Annotated in this window: 18 protein-coding genes; 3 read left to right on the top strand and 15 right to left on the bottom strand. The window is 32.2% G+C overall.

Translation table 11 applies throughout. The annotated features are described in order from the left end of the window. Positions 1–54: 54 nt before the first annotated feature. The 6 genes from nadD to GJV76_RS00225 all read right to left on the bottom strand — a co-directional run bounded on the left by nadD (position 55) and on the right by GJV76_RS00225 (position 5,540). Positions 55–642, bottom strand: coding sequence for a nicotinate (nicotinamide) nucleotide adenylyltransferase (nadD, locus tag GJV76_RS00250; RefSeq protein ID WP_155090638.1), 588 nt, complete (start codon positions 640–642; stop codon positions 55–57). A gap of 12 nt (positions 643–654) precedes the next feature. Further along, complete coding sequence (gene gmk, locus GJV76_RS00245; RefSeq protein WP_155090637.1) at positions 655–1,224, bottom strand: guanylate kinase; 570 nt, start codon at positions 1,222–1,224, stop codon at positions 655–657. Positions 1,225–1,252: 28 nt separating this feature from the next. After that, positions 1,253–2,101 (bottom strand): YicC/YloC family endoribonuclease, encoded by an 849-nt coding sequence (locus GJV76_RS00240; RefSeq protein WP_155090846.1) that lies wholly within the window; start codon positions 2,099–2,101, stop codon positions 1,253–1,255. Positions 2,102–3,263: 1,162 nt separating this feature from the next. Further along, positions 3,264–3,782, bottom strand: coding sequence for an adenine phosphoribosyltransferase (locus GJV76_RS00235; RefSeq protein ID WP_155090636.1), 519 nt, complete (start codon positions 3,780–3,782; stop codon positions 3,264–3,266). Positions 3,783–3,802: 20 nt separating this feature from the next. Then, positions 3,803–4,849 (bottom strand): glycosyltransferase family 9 protein, encoded by a 1,047-nt coding sequence (locus tag GJV76_RS00230; protein ID WP_160338990.1) that lies wholly within the window; start codon positions 4,847–4,849, stop codon positions 3,803–3,805. An 85-nt stretch (positions 4,850–4,934) separates the two neighbouring features. Next, positions 4,935–5,540: a DUF4254 domain-containing protein gene (locus GJV76_RS00225; RefSeq protein ID WP_155090635.1), complete on the bottom strand. Its 606-nt coding sequence runs from the start codon at positions 5,538–5,540 to the stop codon at positions 4,935–4,937. Between the two features lie 59 nt (positions 5,541–5,599). Between GJV76_RS00225 and upp the strand changes: the two genes are divergently transcribed. Then, positions 5,600–6,253, top strand: coding sequence for a uracil phosphoribosyltransferase (upp, locus tag GJV76_RS00220; protein WP_155090634.1), 654 nt, complete (start codon positions 5,600–5,602; stop codon positions 6,251–6,253). On the opposite strand, the gene GJV76_RS00215 is transcribed toward upp, so the two are convergent. Continuing rightward, positions 6,248–7,186: a DUF6427 family protein gene (locus GJV76_RS00215; RefSeq protein WP_155090633.1), complete on the bottom strand. Its 939-nt coding sequence runs from the start codon at positions 7,184–7,186 to the stop codon at positions 6,248–6,250. The genes upp and GJV76_RS00215 overlap by 6 nt on opposite strands. Before the next feature lie 112 nt (positions 7,187–7,298). Here GJV76_RS00215 and GJV76_RS00210 point away from each other — a divergent pair, with 112 nt between their 5' ends. Then, positions 7,299–7,529 carry a DUF6341 family protein gene (locus GJV76_RS00210; RefSeq protein ID WP_155090632.1) on the top strand — a complete coding sequence of 77 codons (231 nt, stop codon included), beginning with the start codon at positions 7,299–7,301 and terminating at the stop codon, positions 7,527–7,529. A 7-nt stretch (positions 7,530–7,536) separates the two neighbouring features. On the opposite strand, the gene purD is transcribed toward GJV76_RS00210, so the two are convergent. The 3 genes from purD to GJV76_RS00195 form a co-directional block, all read right to left on the bottom strand. Continuing rightward, positions 7,537–8,808 (bottom strand): phosphoribosylamine--glycine ligase, encoded by a 1,272-nt coding sequence (gene purD / locus GJV76_RS00205; protein WP_155090631.1) that lies wholly within the window; start codon positions 8,806–8,808, stop codon positions 7,537–7,539. Between the two features lie 96 nt (positions 8,809–8,904). After that, positions 8,905–10,251, bottom strand: a complete 1,347-nt coding sequence (locus tag GJV76_RS00200) for an exopolysaccharide biosynthesis polyprenyl glycosylphosphotransferase (protein ID WP_160338989.1) — start codon at positions 10,249–10,251, stop codon at positions 8,905–8,907. Next, positions 10,251–11,234: a UDP-glucuronic acid decarboxylase family protein gene (locus GJV76_RS00195; protein ID WP_155090630.1), complete on the bottom strand. Its 984-nt coding sequence runs from the start codon at positions 11,232–11,234 to the stop codon at positions 10,251–10,253. The genes GJV76_RS00200 and GJV76_RS00195 overlap by 1 nt, the downstream gene beginning before the upstream one ends. 110 nt (positions 11,235–11,344) lie before the next feature. Here GJV76_RS00195 and GJV76_RS00190 point away from each other — a divergent pair, with 110 nt between their 5' ends. Next, complete coding sequence (locus GJV76_RS00190) at positions 11,345–12,433, top strand: glycosyltransferase (RefSeq protein WP_155090629.1); 1,089 nt, start codon at positions 11,345–11,347, stop codon at positions 12,431–12,433. On the opposite strand, the gene GJV76_RS00185 is transcribed toward GJV76_RS00190, so the two are convergent. The 5 genes from GJV76_RS00185 to rfbC all read right to left on the bottom strand — a co-directional run bounded on the left by GJV76_RS00185 (position 12,419) and on the right by rfbC (position 17,146). Further along, positions 12,419–13,471 (bottom strand): O-antigen ligase family protein, encoded by a 1,053-nt coding sequence (locus GJV76_RS00185; protein ID WP_230381469.1) that lies wholly within the window; start codon positions 13,469–13,471, stop codon positions 12,419–12,421. The genes GJV76_RS00190 and GJV76_RS00185 overlap by 15 nt on opposite strands. A gap of 229 nt (positions 13,472–13,700) precedes the next feature. Next, a complete protein-coding gene (locus GJV76_RS00180; protein ID WP_155090627.1) occupies positions 13,701–14,756 on the bottom strand; it encodes a hypothetical protein in 1,056 nt (351 codons plus the stop codon). A gap of 2 nt (positions 14,757–14,758) precedes the next feature. Beyond that, complete coding sequence (locus tag GJV76_RS00175; protein ID WP_155090626.1) at positions 14,759–15,781, bottom strand: glycosyltransferase family protein; 1,023 nt, start codon at positions 15,779–15,781, stop codon at positions 14,759–14,761. Between the two features lie 43 nt (positions 15,782–15,824). After that, a complete protein-coding gene (gene rfbD, locus GJV76_RS00170; protein WP_155090625.1) occupies positions 15,825–16,601 on the bottom strand; it encodes a dTDP-4-dehydrorhamnose reductase in 777 nt (258 codons plus the stop codon). Beyond that, entirely contained in the window at positions 16,598–17,146 is a 549-nt protein-coding gene (gene rfbC / locus GJV76_RS00165) for a dTDP-4-dehydrorhamnose 3,5-epimerase (protein ID WP_155090624.1), read from the bottom strand. The genes rfbD and rfbC overlap by 4 nt, the downstream gene beginning before the upstream one ends. Positions 17,147–17,150 lie beyond the last annotated feature (4 nt).

Below are 17,150 nucleotides of genomic sequence, written 5' to 3'. Positions count from 1 at the left end.
TTAAAAAAAGGAATGCCGTAGCACTCCTCTTTATATGTATATATTACAATTATTCTACTTCTTAAAAAACAGATTGTGATCGATATACTTCCACACTTCTTTATCTAACAAGGGTTTAATATTCTTCCCTTCTTTGATCGCATCTCTAATAAATGTAGCTGAAATCTCCATAATAGGGGCATTCTCAACCAAGTGTACATTGGCATGCGCTAAGAGAGGATTATCATCTTGTTTACCAGAAAAAATACGAGGGTAAACGTAAATAGAATACTCTGCTAACAACACCTCATAGTTTTTCCATTTCGTAAAACTATCCAGATTATCCTGTCCCATTATCAAAGCGAATTCATACTTAGGGTATCGCTCATGCAGATGAGCCATAGTATTCACAGTATAATTCGGTTGCGGAAGATTAAACTCAATATCGGAAGGCTTTATATGATCATAATCTGCAGTTGCTAAATTCACCATGTGTATTCTGTGAAAATCCTCTAAAAGACCTTTTTTCTTCTTCAAAGGGCTGTGAGGAGTAACCACCATCCAAACTTCATCTATATCTGTAAATTGCACTAAGTGATTGGCAATAACTAAATGACCTATGTGAATAGGATTAAATGTTCCAAAATACAATCCAACCTTCATTTTAACTACCTCTTATTTAATAAATTCTCTAACTAAATTAGATGCTTCTTCTTTTGCTGTATCTAAATCGTAATTCTTAATAATCATGTCAAACTGCGGAGCTGTAGCTAACTCAACTGAAGCTTTAGCAATGCGCATATTGATTTTATCTTCACTTTCAGTAGAGCGCTTTTTCAAGCGAATCTTAAGCTCATCAATACTTGGTGGCTTCACAAAAACTGCCAATGTCTCTTCTGGAAACTTCTTCTTAATTCTCAATCCTCCGGCAACATCTATGTCAAAAATCACATTCTTCCCTTCTGCCCAAATACGCTCCACTTCAGATTTTAGAGTTCCATAGAAATTATCTCTATAAACTTCTTCCCATTCTAAAAAGTCTTCCGCCTTTATATGCTTTTTAAAATCTTCTAAGGAGATAAAGTAGTAGTCTTTTCCATTTACTTCCTCACCTCTCGGCGCTCGAGAGGTACAAGAAATAGAAAACTCTAAATTCAATTCTTTTTGTTCAAGTAAATGCTTTACAATTGTTGTTTTTCCAGATCCAGAAGGGGCCGAAAAAACAATCAGTTTACCTTTCTTCATAATAAAACTGCTGCTGTATATATTTGGATTATAGAACGTTTAAAACTTGTTCTTTTATTTTTTCTAATTCGTCTTTCATCTTCACAACATACTTCTGCATATCAGCATGGTTAGATTTAGATCCCATTGTATTTATCTCTCTTCCCATCTCTTGAGCAATAAAACCTAATTTACGTCCATTAGCTTCTTTGCCTTCCAATGTTTCAATAAAGTAATCTAAGTGTTGTGCTAATCTTACTTTCTCTTCATTGATATCAAGTTTCTCTAAATAGTAAATAACCTCTTGTTCAAATCGATTTTCATCAACAGTAACTTGAAGTTCATCAAGGTTATTTCTAAGTCTTTCTTTTACAGTCAAAATACGTTCAGCATCCAGTTTAGTTATTTCATCCATATAGAAGCGAATATTAGCTACTCTCAGGCGAAAATCTTTCTCAAGTGTACTTCCTTCACTTCGTCTAAACTCGTTGATATTCTTGATTGCTTCTGCTATTACCTTTTCAATCTCTAACCATTCGCTCTCATCTAATTCCAAACGCTCAACTTTCAAAGCGTCTGGCATACGAACTGCCATCTTCATCAATTCAGTCTCATCTGCCTGAGGAATGATCTCCTTCATTTGATTTATATATGCTACAACGATAGGTCCATTAATTTTATTAGATGTTTCTTCTGCTGTAATCTCACAGTACAATGAAAAGTCAACTTTACCTCTTTCAAGTTCTTGAGCAATTACATTGCGCAGGGGTAATTCCTTTTCTCTATAAGTTAATGGTAAGCGAACATTTAAATCTAAATTCTTACTATTCAAAGATTTAACTTCAACTGTGATTTTCTTGTGAGGTAACTGCATACAAGCTTTACCAAACCCTGTCATCGAATGTATCATATACTAAAAAATAATAGGCACAAAGGTACTAAAAAACTCAATTTAACCACTTAATAATGTAGTAAATTACTATTTACCATATTCTTCCCAACGTTTCACGCAAAACACCCAAGAATCATTAACCCATTTGAGGTAAATATGAAAGTGTGCAACTTTAGTGGAAATTACATCTAAGAGTTACCCTCTTTTAAGAGATAACGGCGCTGCTGAAAATCAAAAACAAACAAATGGTGTAATTTTAGTAAATAAACGAGTATTCGAATAATTATTATTAATCAAAAGGAGACTTACACCAAACTCTACTTTGAATAAACGATTATCTACAGCAAAATCCCAAAATCAAAAAAGGCCATCTATAAATAGATAGCCTTTTTGATCTTTTACATTAAACCTACCGAAGTAATTGTTTAATGCAAACCAAAACAATCATAACTTAATGTGTCACTAAACAACTTTGACACTCATGGTAACATTATGTAAGTTGATTATTTGCTTTACCCCTAAATCAAACTCAACTTACCAAATTCTTTACCAACTTAATACACCTTAAAAAACACTTTATGTGAAATTCGAAAAGGTTTTCATAGCAATTTCTCCCTTTCGTATTCGTACTTTAGACAACATGTTTCACATTTGGTCACATATTTTTTTTTCGAAAGGGCAAATATCAAGATAACAACAGTAGTACTGGAGATTATCTCTTAACGAAACTATCCTATGCTTTAAAGTCTTATAGGGTCTTATTAGCTACTTGGTATCAGTTGTTTTTAAATCACTTAACCTCATAGTTGATTAGATAATTCCGGACACAACCGCCCCTCCTCGTTCAAGCCGATTCACTGTTTTTATTGATAAAACCGCCTAAATAATAGTTTTCTTAGTCAACCTACTATTCGCTTATTGTACCACTCTACATTTATAAAAAGCTGTTGAACTAAATGCTTTTCATTTCTATTGCGTTCGCCTATCAGGGTGGTAAAAGATTGGGGAAAGCTATTGTTGTTCTCTATTCCCGTTCAACATTGAACAAGAGCGTAATCTACTTCAGCTTAAAAACACTATCGATCAATGTGTATTAAAGCAAAAAACCCTATACAAGATTCTACTTATAGAATCCTGTATAGGGTTAAATCATAAATATATCGTGAATTTAGTAGCTTACGATACTTTGTACATCATAACCTTTTAATTTCTCTCGTCCATGAAGGAAAGACAACTCCATCAGGAAGTTCAATTGTACAATTTTACCACCAAGGCGTTCAACAAGTTTACAAACTGCTTCTGCAGTCCCTCCAGTTGCTAAAACATCATCGTGAATTAGAACTAACTCTCCTGGTTTAATAGCATCTGCATGCATTTCTAACATATCTGTACCATACTCTAACGCATACTCTTGAGAGATCTTGTCAAAAGGCAGTTTACCAGGCTTGCGAACAGGTACAAAACCAACACCTAATTCGGCAGCTAAGAGAGTACCGAAGAAAAAGCCTCTACTTTCCATTCCAACTACTCTATCTACTTTTTTATCTCCCAGAAGTGTAATTAACTCCTTTACAGTTGACATCATCGCATCGTGATTGTTCAACAGTGGTGTAATATCTTTAAAACCAACACCCTCCTTCGGAAAGTCTTGAACATCTCTAATATAATCTTTAATATTAAAAGCCATTTTATATTCAATTAAATCTATTAATTCTCTTTTTGTAAAATCTCAATAATCTTATTGCAAACACTCTCTGGAGTAATCGTACGCATTGCATCTTCATACCCTTCTACAATTTTATTGCCAAAAACAGATGTAGGAAGTAAAGGGTACTTTTCTCTATCAGCCGTAATACAATACTCCATGGGTTGGTTAAAAGGAGCAAATCCAGTATAAGGGTGTGTGCCTCCCCATAAAGTTACTACTTTTTTACCTAACATTGCTGCAATGTGAGCATTACCTGAGTCCATAGAAAGCATTACATCTAAATGTTGAATTAAATTCATTTCAACATCTAACTTCACTTTACCTGCCATAACGATAACGTTATAATTATCTCTCTTTAATTGGTTCAATAAGGCAATTTCCTTTTCGCCTCCTCCAAATAGAAATATAACTGCTTTTTCACGTTCCGCTAAAGTATCGACAACCTTTTGCATAAGATCTAAAGGGTAAACTTTCGAATCATATTGCGCAAAAGGGGCAATCCCAATCCAGGGTGCATTCTTTTCTTCTGTATATTGTAAAAGCTCAGGAGCTAATGCAGGTACTTCAGGAAACTCCGGATGAGCTAAATCCACTTTAAAACCTAATTTTTCAAGAGTAATACAGTGATTTTCGAACATGGTCGGAAGCTGCTTAAATACCTTATTCTCGCTTCTGGTTAGTTCTTTTTTTGCTTGCCTTCCCTTATCTAAAGTAGCAACACGGGTGCCACTTAATTTAAAAAGCGAACTGACTATACGAGATCTCAACACGTTGTGAAAGTCAGCAAAATAGTCCACTTTCATTTTTTTTAAATCTTTGAACAAGCGAATCAAGCCCAAGAAACCTTTATGTCTTTTCTTAACATCAATAGAAAAGAAGTCTACTCTATCTATGCCCTTAAAGAAAGGCTTAAAAAAGGGTCTGGAAACAACAGTTACTCTTACATCTTTATGTTGGCTTATTAGCGCTTTAAGTACAGGGACAATCATTGCGACATCTCCCATTGCAGAAAGTCGAAAAACCACAATATGTTTTAAATTTGCCACGAGAATCAAGTTTTAGTTAACAAACAAGAAAAGCGTGAATGTAGTATTTCACGCTTTTTGTATATGATAGATTCAATAATACAATTTACTTTTTGTTTTGATATAACACAGGATTAAGCTCCTCATCATTATACATTTTCATTTGTTTATACACTTTCATGTATTTATCTCCAGTAGAAATATCTTGCAATAAATCATCAATTGCCGTAGATAAATCTTTCTTCTGTTCTAATAAAACATCTAATTTAGCTTGACATTTATCTCTGTGATCTTGAGTTGCTTCAGGTCTCGTCGCCTCTTCTCTCATGTGATAAATCTTTAAGGCTAAAATAGAAAACCTATCTATTGCCCAAGCAGGACTTTCAGAATTAATCTTAGCATTGTCTTTTACTTGCACATCTTTGTACTTCTGTAAGAAATAGCTATCAATGTATTCAACCATATCAGTTCTCTCTTGATTTGAAGCATCAATACGACGTTTTAAAGCTAAAGCTGCAATAGGATCAATCTGTGGATCTCTAATAATATCTTCAAAATGCCATTGAACGGTATCAATCCAATTTTTTAGATACAATAAATGTTTAATATCATCTTTGGGATAAGGGTTGCTAATTGGCTGGTCTACATTGTCGTATTTATGATAATCACGAATACTCTCTTCGAATATTGGAAATGCTAATTCTGAAAACATAATAATAATTTTATTTACAAATATAGTTTTTATACTTTTATGGTACTAATTATACTCCTATGAAAATTCATTATATTTCTGCAGAAAACAGTATTTTAAATCACTTCTTGGCTCAATTACGTGATGTAAATATTCAAAAAGACAGCATGAGATTTCGAAAAAACATCGAAAGAATCGGCGAAATCATGTCTTATGAGTTAAGTAAAACATTAGAATACAAAGATATTTCTGTTCAGACGCCCCTTGGAATAAAAGAAACAACATGTATTAAAGACCCAGTTGTTTTATGTTCAATCCTACGTGCTGGGTTAGCCTTACATACAGGTTTTATGAATTTCTTTGACAATGCTGAAAACGGCTTCGTATCAGCATACCGCCGTCATGGAAAACACGGTGAAGCAAGTGAGATATTGGTTGAATATCAAGCTGCACCTTCATTTCAAGACAAAATCATGATCTTAATAGATCCAATGCTTGCTACAGGACAATCTTTAGTTGCTGTGATTAATAAATTGATGGCTGAGGAGACGCCAAAAGAAATGCATATAGCAGTGGTAATCGCAGCTCCTGAGGGAATTGAGTTCTTGGAGAAACACTTGCCAGATCACATACATCTATGGGTAGCAACACTTGATCAAAAGTTAGATGACCACAATTATATTGTGCCAGGGTTAGGTGATGCAGGTGATTTAGCTTATGGCCATAAGTTATAAGACCAATTGCATTATATAAAAAAAGATTCCCAGCAAGAATACAGTAGAGACAACTGCTTCTTTTCTCCAGCGTTGTGTAACTGACTCGATGTATTTAGCTCCTAATACAGCCAATGGAAAGAATGAGAAAATCAAAACTCCATTATTCTTGTCTGGAGAGATAACATAAATTGCAACTCCTATAAGAAAGCTTAGTAGCATTTTCTTATAGGTGCTCTGCATATTATATGCTTTATTTCTAAGATCAAATAATTCGGCCACAAAAAACAAAATAGATATTGAAGCAAAGGTTGCAAGGGCAATATTCTGATATGTATTCTCAAAATACATAAAGTTAAAGCTTATCTGTAACTTCGTTTCCAACCAATCGACATAAGTATTATCTGTTACTAAAAGATAAATAGACAAACCGATGAATACAGTGAAAAAAGCTAAAATAGGTATCACCCAATTTCTATAATCTTTCGTCACAAAAAAGATAATTGCAAAGAACAAAAGCACTAAAAACAAGATACTCCAAAAGTGAAATAGAGAAGCGACCAGAATCCACAATGATGCGTCAAATATCTTTTCCTTAGATTGTTGTGTTGAATGCAAGGAAAAAATACGCCTTAATGCCAGCATGATAAAATAGTTAGAGATAACTACTCTTGTGTGTTCAAATACAGTTGGAAAGAACAATAAAAAAGACACAAACAATAACGGAACATAGGCATTATCGTTAACGAGTCTATTCTTTGTTACAATAAACTGAGATAAGAAGAACATGAGTAATAACAATCCTAAAACAACAGTTTTCTTACCTACCTCAAACAGTGTAAATCCGGTAGTATCATCACTAAATCCGATAAATAAAGAATAGCATACAACAACTAATATAGTCAGTATGATATAATTAATCGGCTTTGTTTTACTAAAAATACTTGCTAACATTTATATATTTTATATTTTTGTACCTATTATAGGTTAATTGAACTCTTTTAGTTTTACTAACTTATATAAAAACGGATTATAAATAATTAATTTAATTTAAAAATAAAGTACCATGACTTCATTTTTTAACGGAATTGGATTCCTTTTCGAAAAGCTTCTTTTCTTGCCAATGGATTTCTTTGCAAAATTAGAACTTAAAAACTGGTGGACTGCTAATATTATTACTTGGGTATTCATCCTTATTACTTGTTATTTCTTTGCTTATTGGTTAAAACAACTAAAATTATTCAAAGCTAACAATGAAGATGAACAAGATACAACAGCCCACTCATTTTTAAAATAATATAATCTTAAAGATCAAATCCAATGTCTTTACGATAATAGATCTTATCAAAATTTAGTTTATCTATATTTTGATAAGATTTTTTTAATGCTTCTTCGAAAGTATTTCCATAAGAAGTTACAGCCAAAACACGTCCTCCATTTGTAACCACTTTATCGTCTTTTAAAACAGTTCCAGCGTGAAATACGATAGAGTCAGAAACAAGATCTAAACCTGTAATTTCCAATCCTTTTTCATAAGCTTCTGGATAGCCACCTGAAACCAACATAACGGTTGTAGCACTTCGCTGATCAATTACCAATGTTTTCTCGGCTAAAGTTCCATTCGCAACTCCTTCAAATAAATCAACAATATCAGATTCTATTCTTGGCATTACCACTTCTGTTTCGGGATCTCCCATACGTACGTTGTACTCAATCACGTAAGGATCCTCTCCTACTTTAATCAGTCCAATAAACACAAACCCCTTGAAGTCTAGTTTATCTTCGATAATACCCTTAATTGTAGGTTTCACAACGCGTTCTTCAACTTTAGCCATGAACTCATCAGTCGCAAAAGGAACTGGCGAAATAGCCCCCATTCCTCCTGTATTCAAGCCTTTATCTCCTTCTCCAATACGCTTATAATCTTTTGCTGTAGGCAAAATCTTATACGACTTCCCATCAGTTAAGACAAAACAGCTTAACTCTATACCCGACAAAAACTCTTCAATAACTACTTTAGAGCTTGCATCACCAAACTTAGCGTCTACTAACATATTCTCTAACTCTACCTTAGCTTCAGCGATATCGTTTAGGATAACAACTCCTTTTCCAGCCGCTAAACCATCAGCCTTTAAAACATAAGGAGCTTGTAAAGTTTCCAAAAATGCTTTGCCTTCGTTAATTTTATCCTTTGTAAAAGTCTGGTATGCGGCAGTTGGAATATTGTGTTTCAACAAAAACTCTTTAGCGAAGTCTTTGCTCCCTTCTAAAGCTGCACCCTTTTGAGATGGTCCTATAACAGCAATATGCTTAATCGCATCATCGTTTTTAAAGAAATCCACAATCCCCTTTACAAGAGGGTCTTCTGGTCCGACAATAACCATATCAATACCTAACTCTAATACTTTCTGTTTTACACTCTCAAAATCTAAAGGACTTAGATCTAAATTTGTAGCTATTTGCGAAGTACCAGCATTTCCAGGTGCAATATACAACTGATCACAACGAGTACTCTGTAAGATTTTCCAAGCAAGTGCGTGCTCACGTCCGCCTGAACCTAATAATAAAATTTTCATTAATTGTGTTGTTTGTTATTTACATGGTCAAAATTAACCTATTTTACTTACTATAAAAAGAGCTTATAAATAAAAAAAGGTATTATAATAATACCTTTAATATGCTTTCTCTTCACCTTTAAAAACATTATAGACTGTTAGGTAAATTATTTTAAGATCTAAGAATATCGACCAATTCTCCAAGTAAAACAAATCGTACTTGAAGCGGTTAATAATATCTCTATCAGTCTCAATTTCTCCCCTATATCCATGTGTCTGTGCCATTCCTGTGATACCAGGTTTAACCAAATGACGCAACATAAACTTATTTACTCGTTTGGCGTAAACTTTAGTGTGAACTACCATATGGGGGCGTGGTCCTACAATAGACATGTCGCCTAAGAACACATTTAGGAATTGTGGAAACTCATCTAAACTTGATTTTCTTAGGAATGCACCAATCTTAGTTATTCTACTGTCATTCTTGGTAGCTTGCTTCTTATCACTATCATCGTTGACAGCCATTGAACGAAACTTATAACAATAAAATTCTTCATCATTAATTCCTGTCCTCTTCTGTTTAAAGAAAACGGGGCCTTTAGATTCTCTTTTTATTAAAACAGCTATTATCGGAACTAACCAAGAAAGAATAAATACTATAACACCTAATGAGAAAACTAAATCGAAAAGGCGTTTAAACAACTTGTTATAAGGTTTATCCAAAGGAATTACACGACGTGGCAAAACAGGTACAATGTCATAATAAATAACCTTTAAACTATGGGTTAGAACCTGTTTTTGAGTTGGAACATACTGTAACTTTATTAAATTGCTATCAGCAAACTCAAGTAGTTCATGGTAATCCTCGTCTTGTACAATTGAAAATTGAACGTAAATCTCATCAACCTCATGAGCTAAAATAAACGTTTTAATCTCGTCTAATTTTGAATCTGAAAGGTAGTCAGAATAAACCCCTAATATTCTAAAACCTAAATCTTTTCGCTTATGGAATACTTTTGCCAAACGGCTTATTTCTTTTCCTTCTCCAATCAAAATGATATTTCTCGAGTTACCACCTAAAACTTTTCTAAAATACTTCAATGAGAAGAAGATCAGGAACTTTGAAAAAGTTACAGTAATAACAATCAATACACCATATGTAATTAGAGTCATTGGTTCGGCAAAACGCTCAAAAAAACCATTAAAAGAAGTAACAACAACAAACTGAAGTGCGAATTGTTTTACTACCTTTTCTAATATTCTAACAACTCTTGTATGTCTATATACATCGTAGAAATTACTAATCCAAGCACTAATTATCCAACCAACTGACAAGAATACGTGAAAAAGCCAAGCATTTGGTATATCAAATGTTAGCGTAGCGAGCACATTAATCAATATCAAATCTAATGATATAGTTAATGGCCTAATTAAATAAGAATATCTTCCAGAATTTTTAGCCACTAGTAAATAAATTTAGAAAAATCTTTATGTTCTTCTTTTAACAATTCTGTATCTGAGAACTTTTGAAAATATTCAAAAGTTTTCATCATACCTTCACTCCTACCAACTTTTGGTTGCCATCCCAATATTGTCTGCGCTTTAGTAATATCTGGGCAACGTTGTAAAGGGTCATTTATAGGCAAGTCCTTAAATATTATCTCTTGATCACTTTTAGTAAGTTTTATTATTTCTCTTGCAAAATCAAGAATGCTAATTTCATCGGGATTACCAATATTAATAGGTAAATGATAATCAGACAATAACAATCTATAAATTCCTTCTACTTGATCATCAACATAACAAAAAGATCTTGTTTGACTTCCGTCTCCAAAAACTGTTAAATCTTCTCCTCTCAATGCTTGACCGATAAAAGCTGGTATAACTCTTCCATCATTTAACCTCATACGAGGACCATATGTATTAAAGATACGAACAATTCTTGTTTCAACATTATGGAAAGTATGATAAGCCATGGTAATGGATTCTTGGAATCGCTTAGCTTCGTCATACACCCCACGCGGTCCAATAGTATTCACATTCCCATAATACTCCTCCGTTTGTGGATGTACAAGGGGATCACCATATATCTCAGAAGTAGAAGCGATTAAGATTCGCGCACCTTTAACACGTGCTAAACCTAATAGATTATGCGTTCCTAAAGACCCTACTTTCAATGTTTGAATAGGTATCTTTAAATAGTCTATCGGACTTGCTGGTGATGCGAAATGAAGTATATAGTCTAATTCACCAGGTACATGAACAAACTTAGTTACGTCATGGTGGTAAAACTCAAATCGGTCTAGTTTAAAGAGATGTTCAATATTCTTCAAATCGCCTGTGATGAGATTATCCATACCTATTACATGATATCCCTCAGCAATAAATCGATCACACAAATGTGATCCCAAAAAACCAGCAGCACCAGTGATTAGTATTCGCTTCATTTAACATTCGTTTTAAATTGCTAAGTTAATGAACTTTTCAGTTTTTTTAACCTTCAAGAATAACAATACTTAAGTAACAATATTTATACTATTTTTGTCAATAAAAAAGTATGCGAGTAGTTCATATAGTAGAATCTTTCGGTGGTGGTGTTTATTCTTATTTCAAAGACTTAGCTCATTTCTTTTCAAAAGTAGACGATATTGAAACTATTATTATTTATAGTAATAATAGAAAAGAAGTCAGTGAAGAGCAAATCAAAAATGATTTTCCAAAAAACATTACAATGATTTGTGTTGAAATGCAACGTGAATTAAAACCTATAAAGGATATAAAAGCTACTTTAAAACTGCGCAATCTCTTAAAAAGCATCAAACCTGACGTAGTGCATCTTCACTCTTCTAAAGCAGGGGTCATCGGCCGTTGGGCTACAACGTTTATGGTAAAGAGAAAAGCAATTTATTACACACCGCACGGATATTCTTTTCTAAGACTTGACATCTCACCTCTAAAAAGAAAGATATTCTATAATATAGAGAAATTCACACAACTATTATTTGGAGGAACTACAATTGCATGTGGGGATACAGAGTACAATATTGCCCGTAAAATAGGTAAATCAATGCTAGTAAGAAATGGAATTAACCTTGACAAACTTTCAAAGTACTATATACCCAAAATAAATAATACTAATACTATTACAATTGGAACAATTGGTAGAATCATGCCACAAAAAAACCCTCAACTATTTAATCAAATAGCTGAAACTTTTCCAAAATATAGATTCATATGGATAGGGGATGGAGATCAAAAAGAACTACTAACGGCTAGCAATATTATTGTTACTGGTTGGATTCACAATCAAACAGATCTATATGATTCATTGAATAGCTTAGACGTATACATACAAACTTCTCTTTGGGAAGGTTTACCAATTGCTGTTTTAGAAGCAATGGCTTTCCACAAACCAATCGTAGCAACAAATGTAATTGGCAATAAAGATATTGTACAAGATAGTATCAATGGATACCTATTTGAAAAGGTTGAAGATCTAGTACCACTTGTACATGAATTAGAAAATTCGAGTCTAAGAGCTAAATTAGGAACCAATGCATACATTGATTGTACTAATAAATATAACAAAGAAACTAATTTTACAATCCTCTCGACAATTTATACAGAATCCTTAAATAGACTCTAACTTACTTTTAAATTGTAGGTAATAAGCTCCAAATAAGCTAATCATCCATCCACTATAAACAATGCCCATAAATAAGTACAAATAGCCATCAAATAAATTTGCAAACAACATATTAAAAGAGAAGAGCATCATTAATACAAACTTCATTCTATAACCTAACGTAAAAGGTAAAATGAGAAAACAAAGTGTAGAAAGTAAACCTAAAATACCAAATTTAGCTAAACTTTCTATATATTGATTATGTGGGCCTAATTCATGTTTTCTTAGAAAAGACTGCTCCGTTTCTTCATAATGATGATACAATGCCTGATCAAAATCCGAAACACCAATACCAATCAAGGGATTACTTTCTTGATAAATTGCCCATACTGACTTCCAAACACTTAGTCTTAAAGCTAGTGAATTATAAACTTTTGATTCAGGATTTTGAATTTCATCCAACTTCCCTACTTTATCCATATAACCAAAAGTAAATGTAGAAAACTTATCCTTGTAATAAGGTACTTTTGCAATGGTGTATATACTTCCTGTTAGAGAAAGAACAACAAATGATATCAATAATATTCTTTGTTTTAAACCAAACTTAAAACTTGTTGATTTCTTCAAAAAGTAAAAAACAATTAAAAAACAATCTATAAAAACTAAAAACAACGCTACTCTTGTATTAATAACAAAGATTAATACTATCAAAGCTATGATACAAACTAAGTTAGTAACTCTTTTAAGCACACTACTTCTATAATAATCCTGCAAAAAATAATAAAAGATGATAGAAGTCACAAAGGCTAAATGTAAGTTAACATTCGGTGCGTGATTACCAAAACTATCAACAAAAACGTAACCTGCTTCCCAAAGGTGAACTCCTTGTAAGTATAAGTCTACATTCTCAGGATATAAAATTATAAATCTAATAAAAAAGAAAATAGTCAATCCAAGCGTAATCCTTGCATAATTTAATAAAATAAACTTAAATCTAATATCTCTGTAATTACCAATAATAAAAATAGGAAACAAAAGTAGACTTAAATACTTCTCCAAACTTTTCAAGGCGACACTTACATCGGAACTGTTCCAAATAAAAAGCAACTCTACTAAAAACAAAGAAGCAATAACTAAACTTATAAGAAAACTTGTCTTATTAATAACAAGTTTTCGCTTAAACACTACACAAAATACTACAAATAGTATAATTAGAATTGTACTAATCTTACGCATAAAAAAAGTACATCCTATTCCTAAAATTAATAAATTAAATATATAATCTATTCTATTCTTTTTTGTTAACTCCATCTATAATTATAAAATAAATAAAAGGGAAAAATCCAATTCTATGTCTTAACACAGATCCGTAATCAGGCTCAAAACATCCTTGTATAATAAACATTGCTAACACAAATAAATAAACTAGAATCTCCTTTTGGTGGGTGAATCGGTTTAAAATATGAAGTCGAAACTTCTTGTAAAAAATAATTACAAAAACAATTTGCCAACAAATGAAAACTAAAACTTGAGGCTTTAGAAGTAATCTTATTGCATCTACTGGAATATTAACAGCAAAAAAACCATATATAATACTCACAAACTCATTGTACCAAGTGGTAGGCCTCACAGGTGAACTAATCATTGAACTTGCAAAATCTTCACCAACTCTAGGGTCATTTATTTGCTCCCTATATAACTCTGTTAAAAAATCGCCTTTCAAAAAATACACAGCAATAGATATGCTAAAAACTACAAATATTCCAGCAACAATCACCCAAAATAATTTGTTCCGAATAGGCAGATAAACTACAATATACATCCCAAACACTATGAAGGGAATCAAAAGATAGTATGGCCTAAACAAGATACCAAACAAGAATAATATAAAAACACACATCATGCTTTTACTAAAAAGAGTATATCTATTATCTAATATTAACTTTAAAAGAACCAACATAATGATAAAAGCAATAAACTCTTTTGTAGGCTGTCCCAGAAATACCCCTGCAAATAGAAAAGAAAAGTACAAGAATAAATTCTTATAACTTACTTTACCAAAATCCTTAGGTATACCTAACTTATTTAGTATTATAAAAACAATACTCAATTGAATAAAACCAATTAAAAAATTGGGTAAAAAAGCTAATCCACTGTAGTGATATATACTTATAGTAAATGGATAACTACCTCCAAACCAACCAATTTCATTCAGTGGATCATTTACAATATTAATTGAATCATAAAAAAACTTTTCAGGCAAAAAGTAATATCCTAACATTCCTATTAAAATAGAAATGAAAGAAATAAGCAAAAAAACTTTTCTATTTAATGAACCTTTCATAGTCATACTAAAGCTTTTCTTACTAGTGTATTTTTAATTAAATCTACATTATAACTATCATCGTAATAGTGAGTAAAGTTCTTTTCACAAATACCATAATATTCACTGTAGTCAACAGTAACTTGATCTTTTAAAAAGATTTGCTCTGCACTTAAACTCAAATCAGCATTAATATCAATTTTAATAGAGTAAGAGCCTAAATCAAGCTTCTCCTCAAAATCATAAACAACATTGGTATAGATTGGTATTAAACCAACAGATAGATAGGAGTTCATCTTAGTTGGAGTTGCAACATTGTTAATTACATCGTCTTCTCTCAACAAAAACCCATATTTATACTTACTTAATTCTAAATCCAATTGATCTAAACTTACAAAGGAAATTTCATAATTTCTCACATCATATTTATTCAAAATATCCTTTGCTTCATTTTTCTCTTTAGTAAGAACAATAAACTTTGCTTTCTCATTTAGCTTCTCTATCTCCTTAAAAAGTTTCACTGTGGTTTCAAAACACTGCCATGAAAAAAGTGTTCCTGCGTAAACGAAAGTGTAATTTTCTTTACCAGTGTCAAAGTAAGCTTTATTCAGCTTTTTGTTATAACAAGGTACTAAAGCATAATCCTCATCTAAAAGTAAATTGTGTTTCTTTTCAAAATACCTTCTCATTGCGTCAGATACAAAAAAAGAGAAAAACGAATTCTTCAAGGTATACTTTTCACAGATATCTACTATTTTTTTTACAACTTTGGCTTTCAAAGAATTGTTATTAAGCAACAAATACTCTTCTCCTAAAATCCCCTGGAACCAAATAGCAATTCGCTTTGTTCTTAACTTTACACGCGCTTTAATAAAATCTATTATACGTATTGTAAAAATTAAATCTTCTTTTTTTAAAGAGAAATCTAAGCTTTCTTTCCTAATAACTGAAACATTGTTTTCCAAAAAGGCTTGCTCAACAATCTTTGTATAATAAATTGTCGCCTCATTTATAGCTTTATTAGGAATGTAAAAATAAACTGTCATTATTCTATAATATATTAACTCTATCTTTTAAAATAACTAAGAACTAACCAAGATCCAACACACTATACTTAGGTCTCCTTGCTTTAGTAGGATACTCCTCTGTAGTTATTGGGTTAACTTTTATATTTATATTATTTTCTCTAAAAATAGATACTGCAAATTCATACCAAGAGCACACTTTCTCTCCTCTATAATGATAAACTCCATACTCTCGTTTTTCTTGCATTAAATTCATTAAAAAACAGCATAACTCTAACGCATTAGTAGGAGCTCCTATCTGATCATCTACCACATTTATCTCGTCGTTCGCATTCGACAACCTTAACATTGTCTGTTTAAAGTTATGTCCAAAGTCAGAATATAACCACGAAGTACGAACTATATAATAACTTTGAAGAATCTCTTTTACATACTCCTCTCCTTTCAACTTAGAAACACCATATACATTTATCGGATTGGGAATATCATCTTTAAAATAGGGACTAGATTTTGTACCATCAAAAATAAAATCAGTGGAAAGGTGAATCAATATAGTATTGTGTTTTACACAGGCTTTTGCCAAATTAAATACTCCTTCTCCATTAATCTTAAAGGCCGATTCTACATCTTCTTCTGCTTTATCGACGGCTGTATAAGCAGCAAAATTAAAACAATAATCTGGAAGAATCTTATCGAATACTTCATCTACAACAGATTGACACGTAATGTCTAAGCTATCTCTATCCATAAAAACAAAATCAACCTTAGGATAATTTCCTGAGATTGATTTTAATGCTTGCCCCATCTGTCCTTTTGAGCCTGTTACAAGTACTTTTTTCATAATGCACTAATATCTTTAAATCTTGGTAACACTTGATCTTTATCTGAAATAATCAATTCACTATCACTAATACTCCATGGAATATTAAGATCTACGTCATTATATAAAATTCCCCCCTCTGACTCTTTATTATAATAATTATCGCATTTATAATTAAAAAAAGCCTCCTCACTCAATACTAAGAAACCATGTGCACATCCTTTTGGTACAAAAATTTGCTTATTATTTTCAGCAGAAAGTACTGTTTTAAAGTACTGACCAAATGTTGGAGAATCTTTGCGAATATCTACTACAACGTCTTCTATTTCACCTTTAATTACACGTACAAGCTTCGCCTGTTGGTATATTCCTCTCTGAAAATGCAATCCTCTTAGAACTCCTCTTTTTGAAAAAGATTGATTGTCTTGTACAAAATCAACCTTAAGTCCCGATAAATTCTCAAAGGTCACCTTATTGTAGCTCTCAAAAAAATATCCTCTCTCATCATTAAAAACAGTAGGGTACAATTCAAAACAGCCTTCTATATTTGTTGCTTTAATCTTCATTATG

It is taken from the genome of Myroides albus, assembly GCF_009711045.1.
GTDB lineage: Bacteria > Bacteroidota > Bacteroidia > Flavobacteriales > Flavobacteriaceae > Flavobacterium > Flavobacterium album_A.
The sequence above is the reverse complement of the archived record's forward strand: the minus strand, read 5'-3'. Positions and strand labels throughout refer to the sequence as shown.

Coding starts and splice junctions, on each gene's coding strand:
- rfbD (WP_155090625.1), bottom strand. CDS start 16,601: ATGAAAAAAGTACTTGTAACAGGCTCAAAAGGACAGATGGGGCAAGCA.
- gmk (WP_155090637.1), bottom strand. CDS start 1,224: ATGAAGAAAGGTAAACTGATTGTTTTTTCGGCCCCTTCTGGATCTGGA.
- rfbC (WP_155090624.1), bottom strand. CDS start 17,146: ATGAAGATTAAAGCAACAAATATAGAAGGCTGTTTTGAATTGTACCCT.
- GJV76_RS00215 (WP_155090633.1), bottom strand. CDS start 7,186: ATGTTAGCAAGTATTTTTAGTAAAACAAAGCCGATTAATTATATCATA.
- GJV76_RS00210 (WP_155090632.1), top strand. CDS start 7,299: ATGACTTCATTTTTTAACGGAATTGGATTCCTTTTCGAAAAGCTTCTT.
- nadD (WP_155090638.1), bottom strand. CDS start 642: ATGAAGGTTGGATTGTATTTTGGAACATTTAATCCTATTCACATAGGT.
- GJV76_RS00180 (WP_155090627.1), bottom strand. CDS start 14,756: ATGAAAGGTTCATTAAATAGAAAAGTTTTTTTGCTTATTTCTTTCATT.
- GJV76_RS00175 (WP_155090626.1), bottom strand. CDS start 15,781: ATGACAGTTTATTTTTACATTCCTAATAAAGCTATAAATGAGGCGACA.
- GJV76_RS00190 (WP_155090629.1), top strand. CDS start 11,345: ATGCGAGTAGTTCATATAGTAGAATCTTTCGGTGGTGGTGTTTATTCT.
- upp (WP_155090634.1), top strand. CDS start 5,600: ATGAAAATTCATTATATTTCTGCAGAAAACAGTATTTTAAATCACTTC.
- GJV76_RS00240 (WP_155090846.1), bottom strand. CDS start 2,101: ATGACAGGGTTTGGTAAAGCTTGTATGCAGTTACCTCACAAGAAAATC.
- GJV76_RS00235 (WP_155090636.1), bottom strand. CDS start 3,782: ATGGCTTTTAATATTAAAGATTATATTAGAGATGTTCAAGACTTTCCG.
- GJV76_RS00195 (WP_155090630.1), bottom strand. CDS start 11,234: ATGAAGCGAATACTAATCACTGGTGCTGCTGGTTTTTTGGGATCACAT.
- purD (WP_155090631.1), bottom strand. CDS start 8,808: ATGAAAATTTTATTATTAGGTTCAGGCGGACGTGAGCACGCACTTGCT.
- GJV76_RS00225 (WP_155090635.1), bottom strand. CDS start 5,540: ATGTTTTCAGAATTAGCATTTCCAATATTCGAAGAGAGTATTCGTGAT.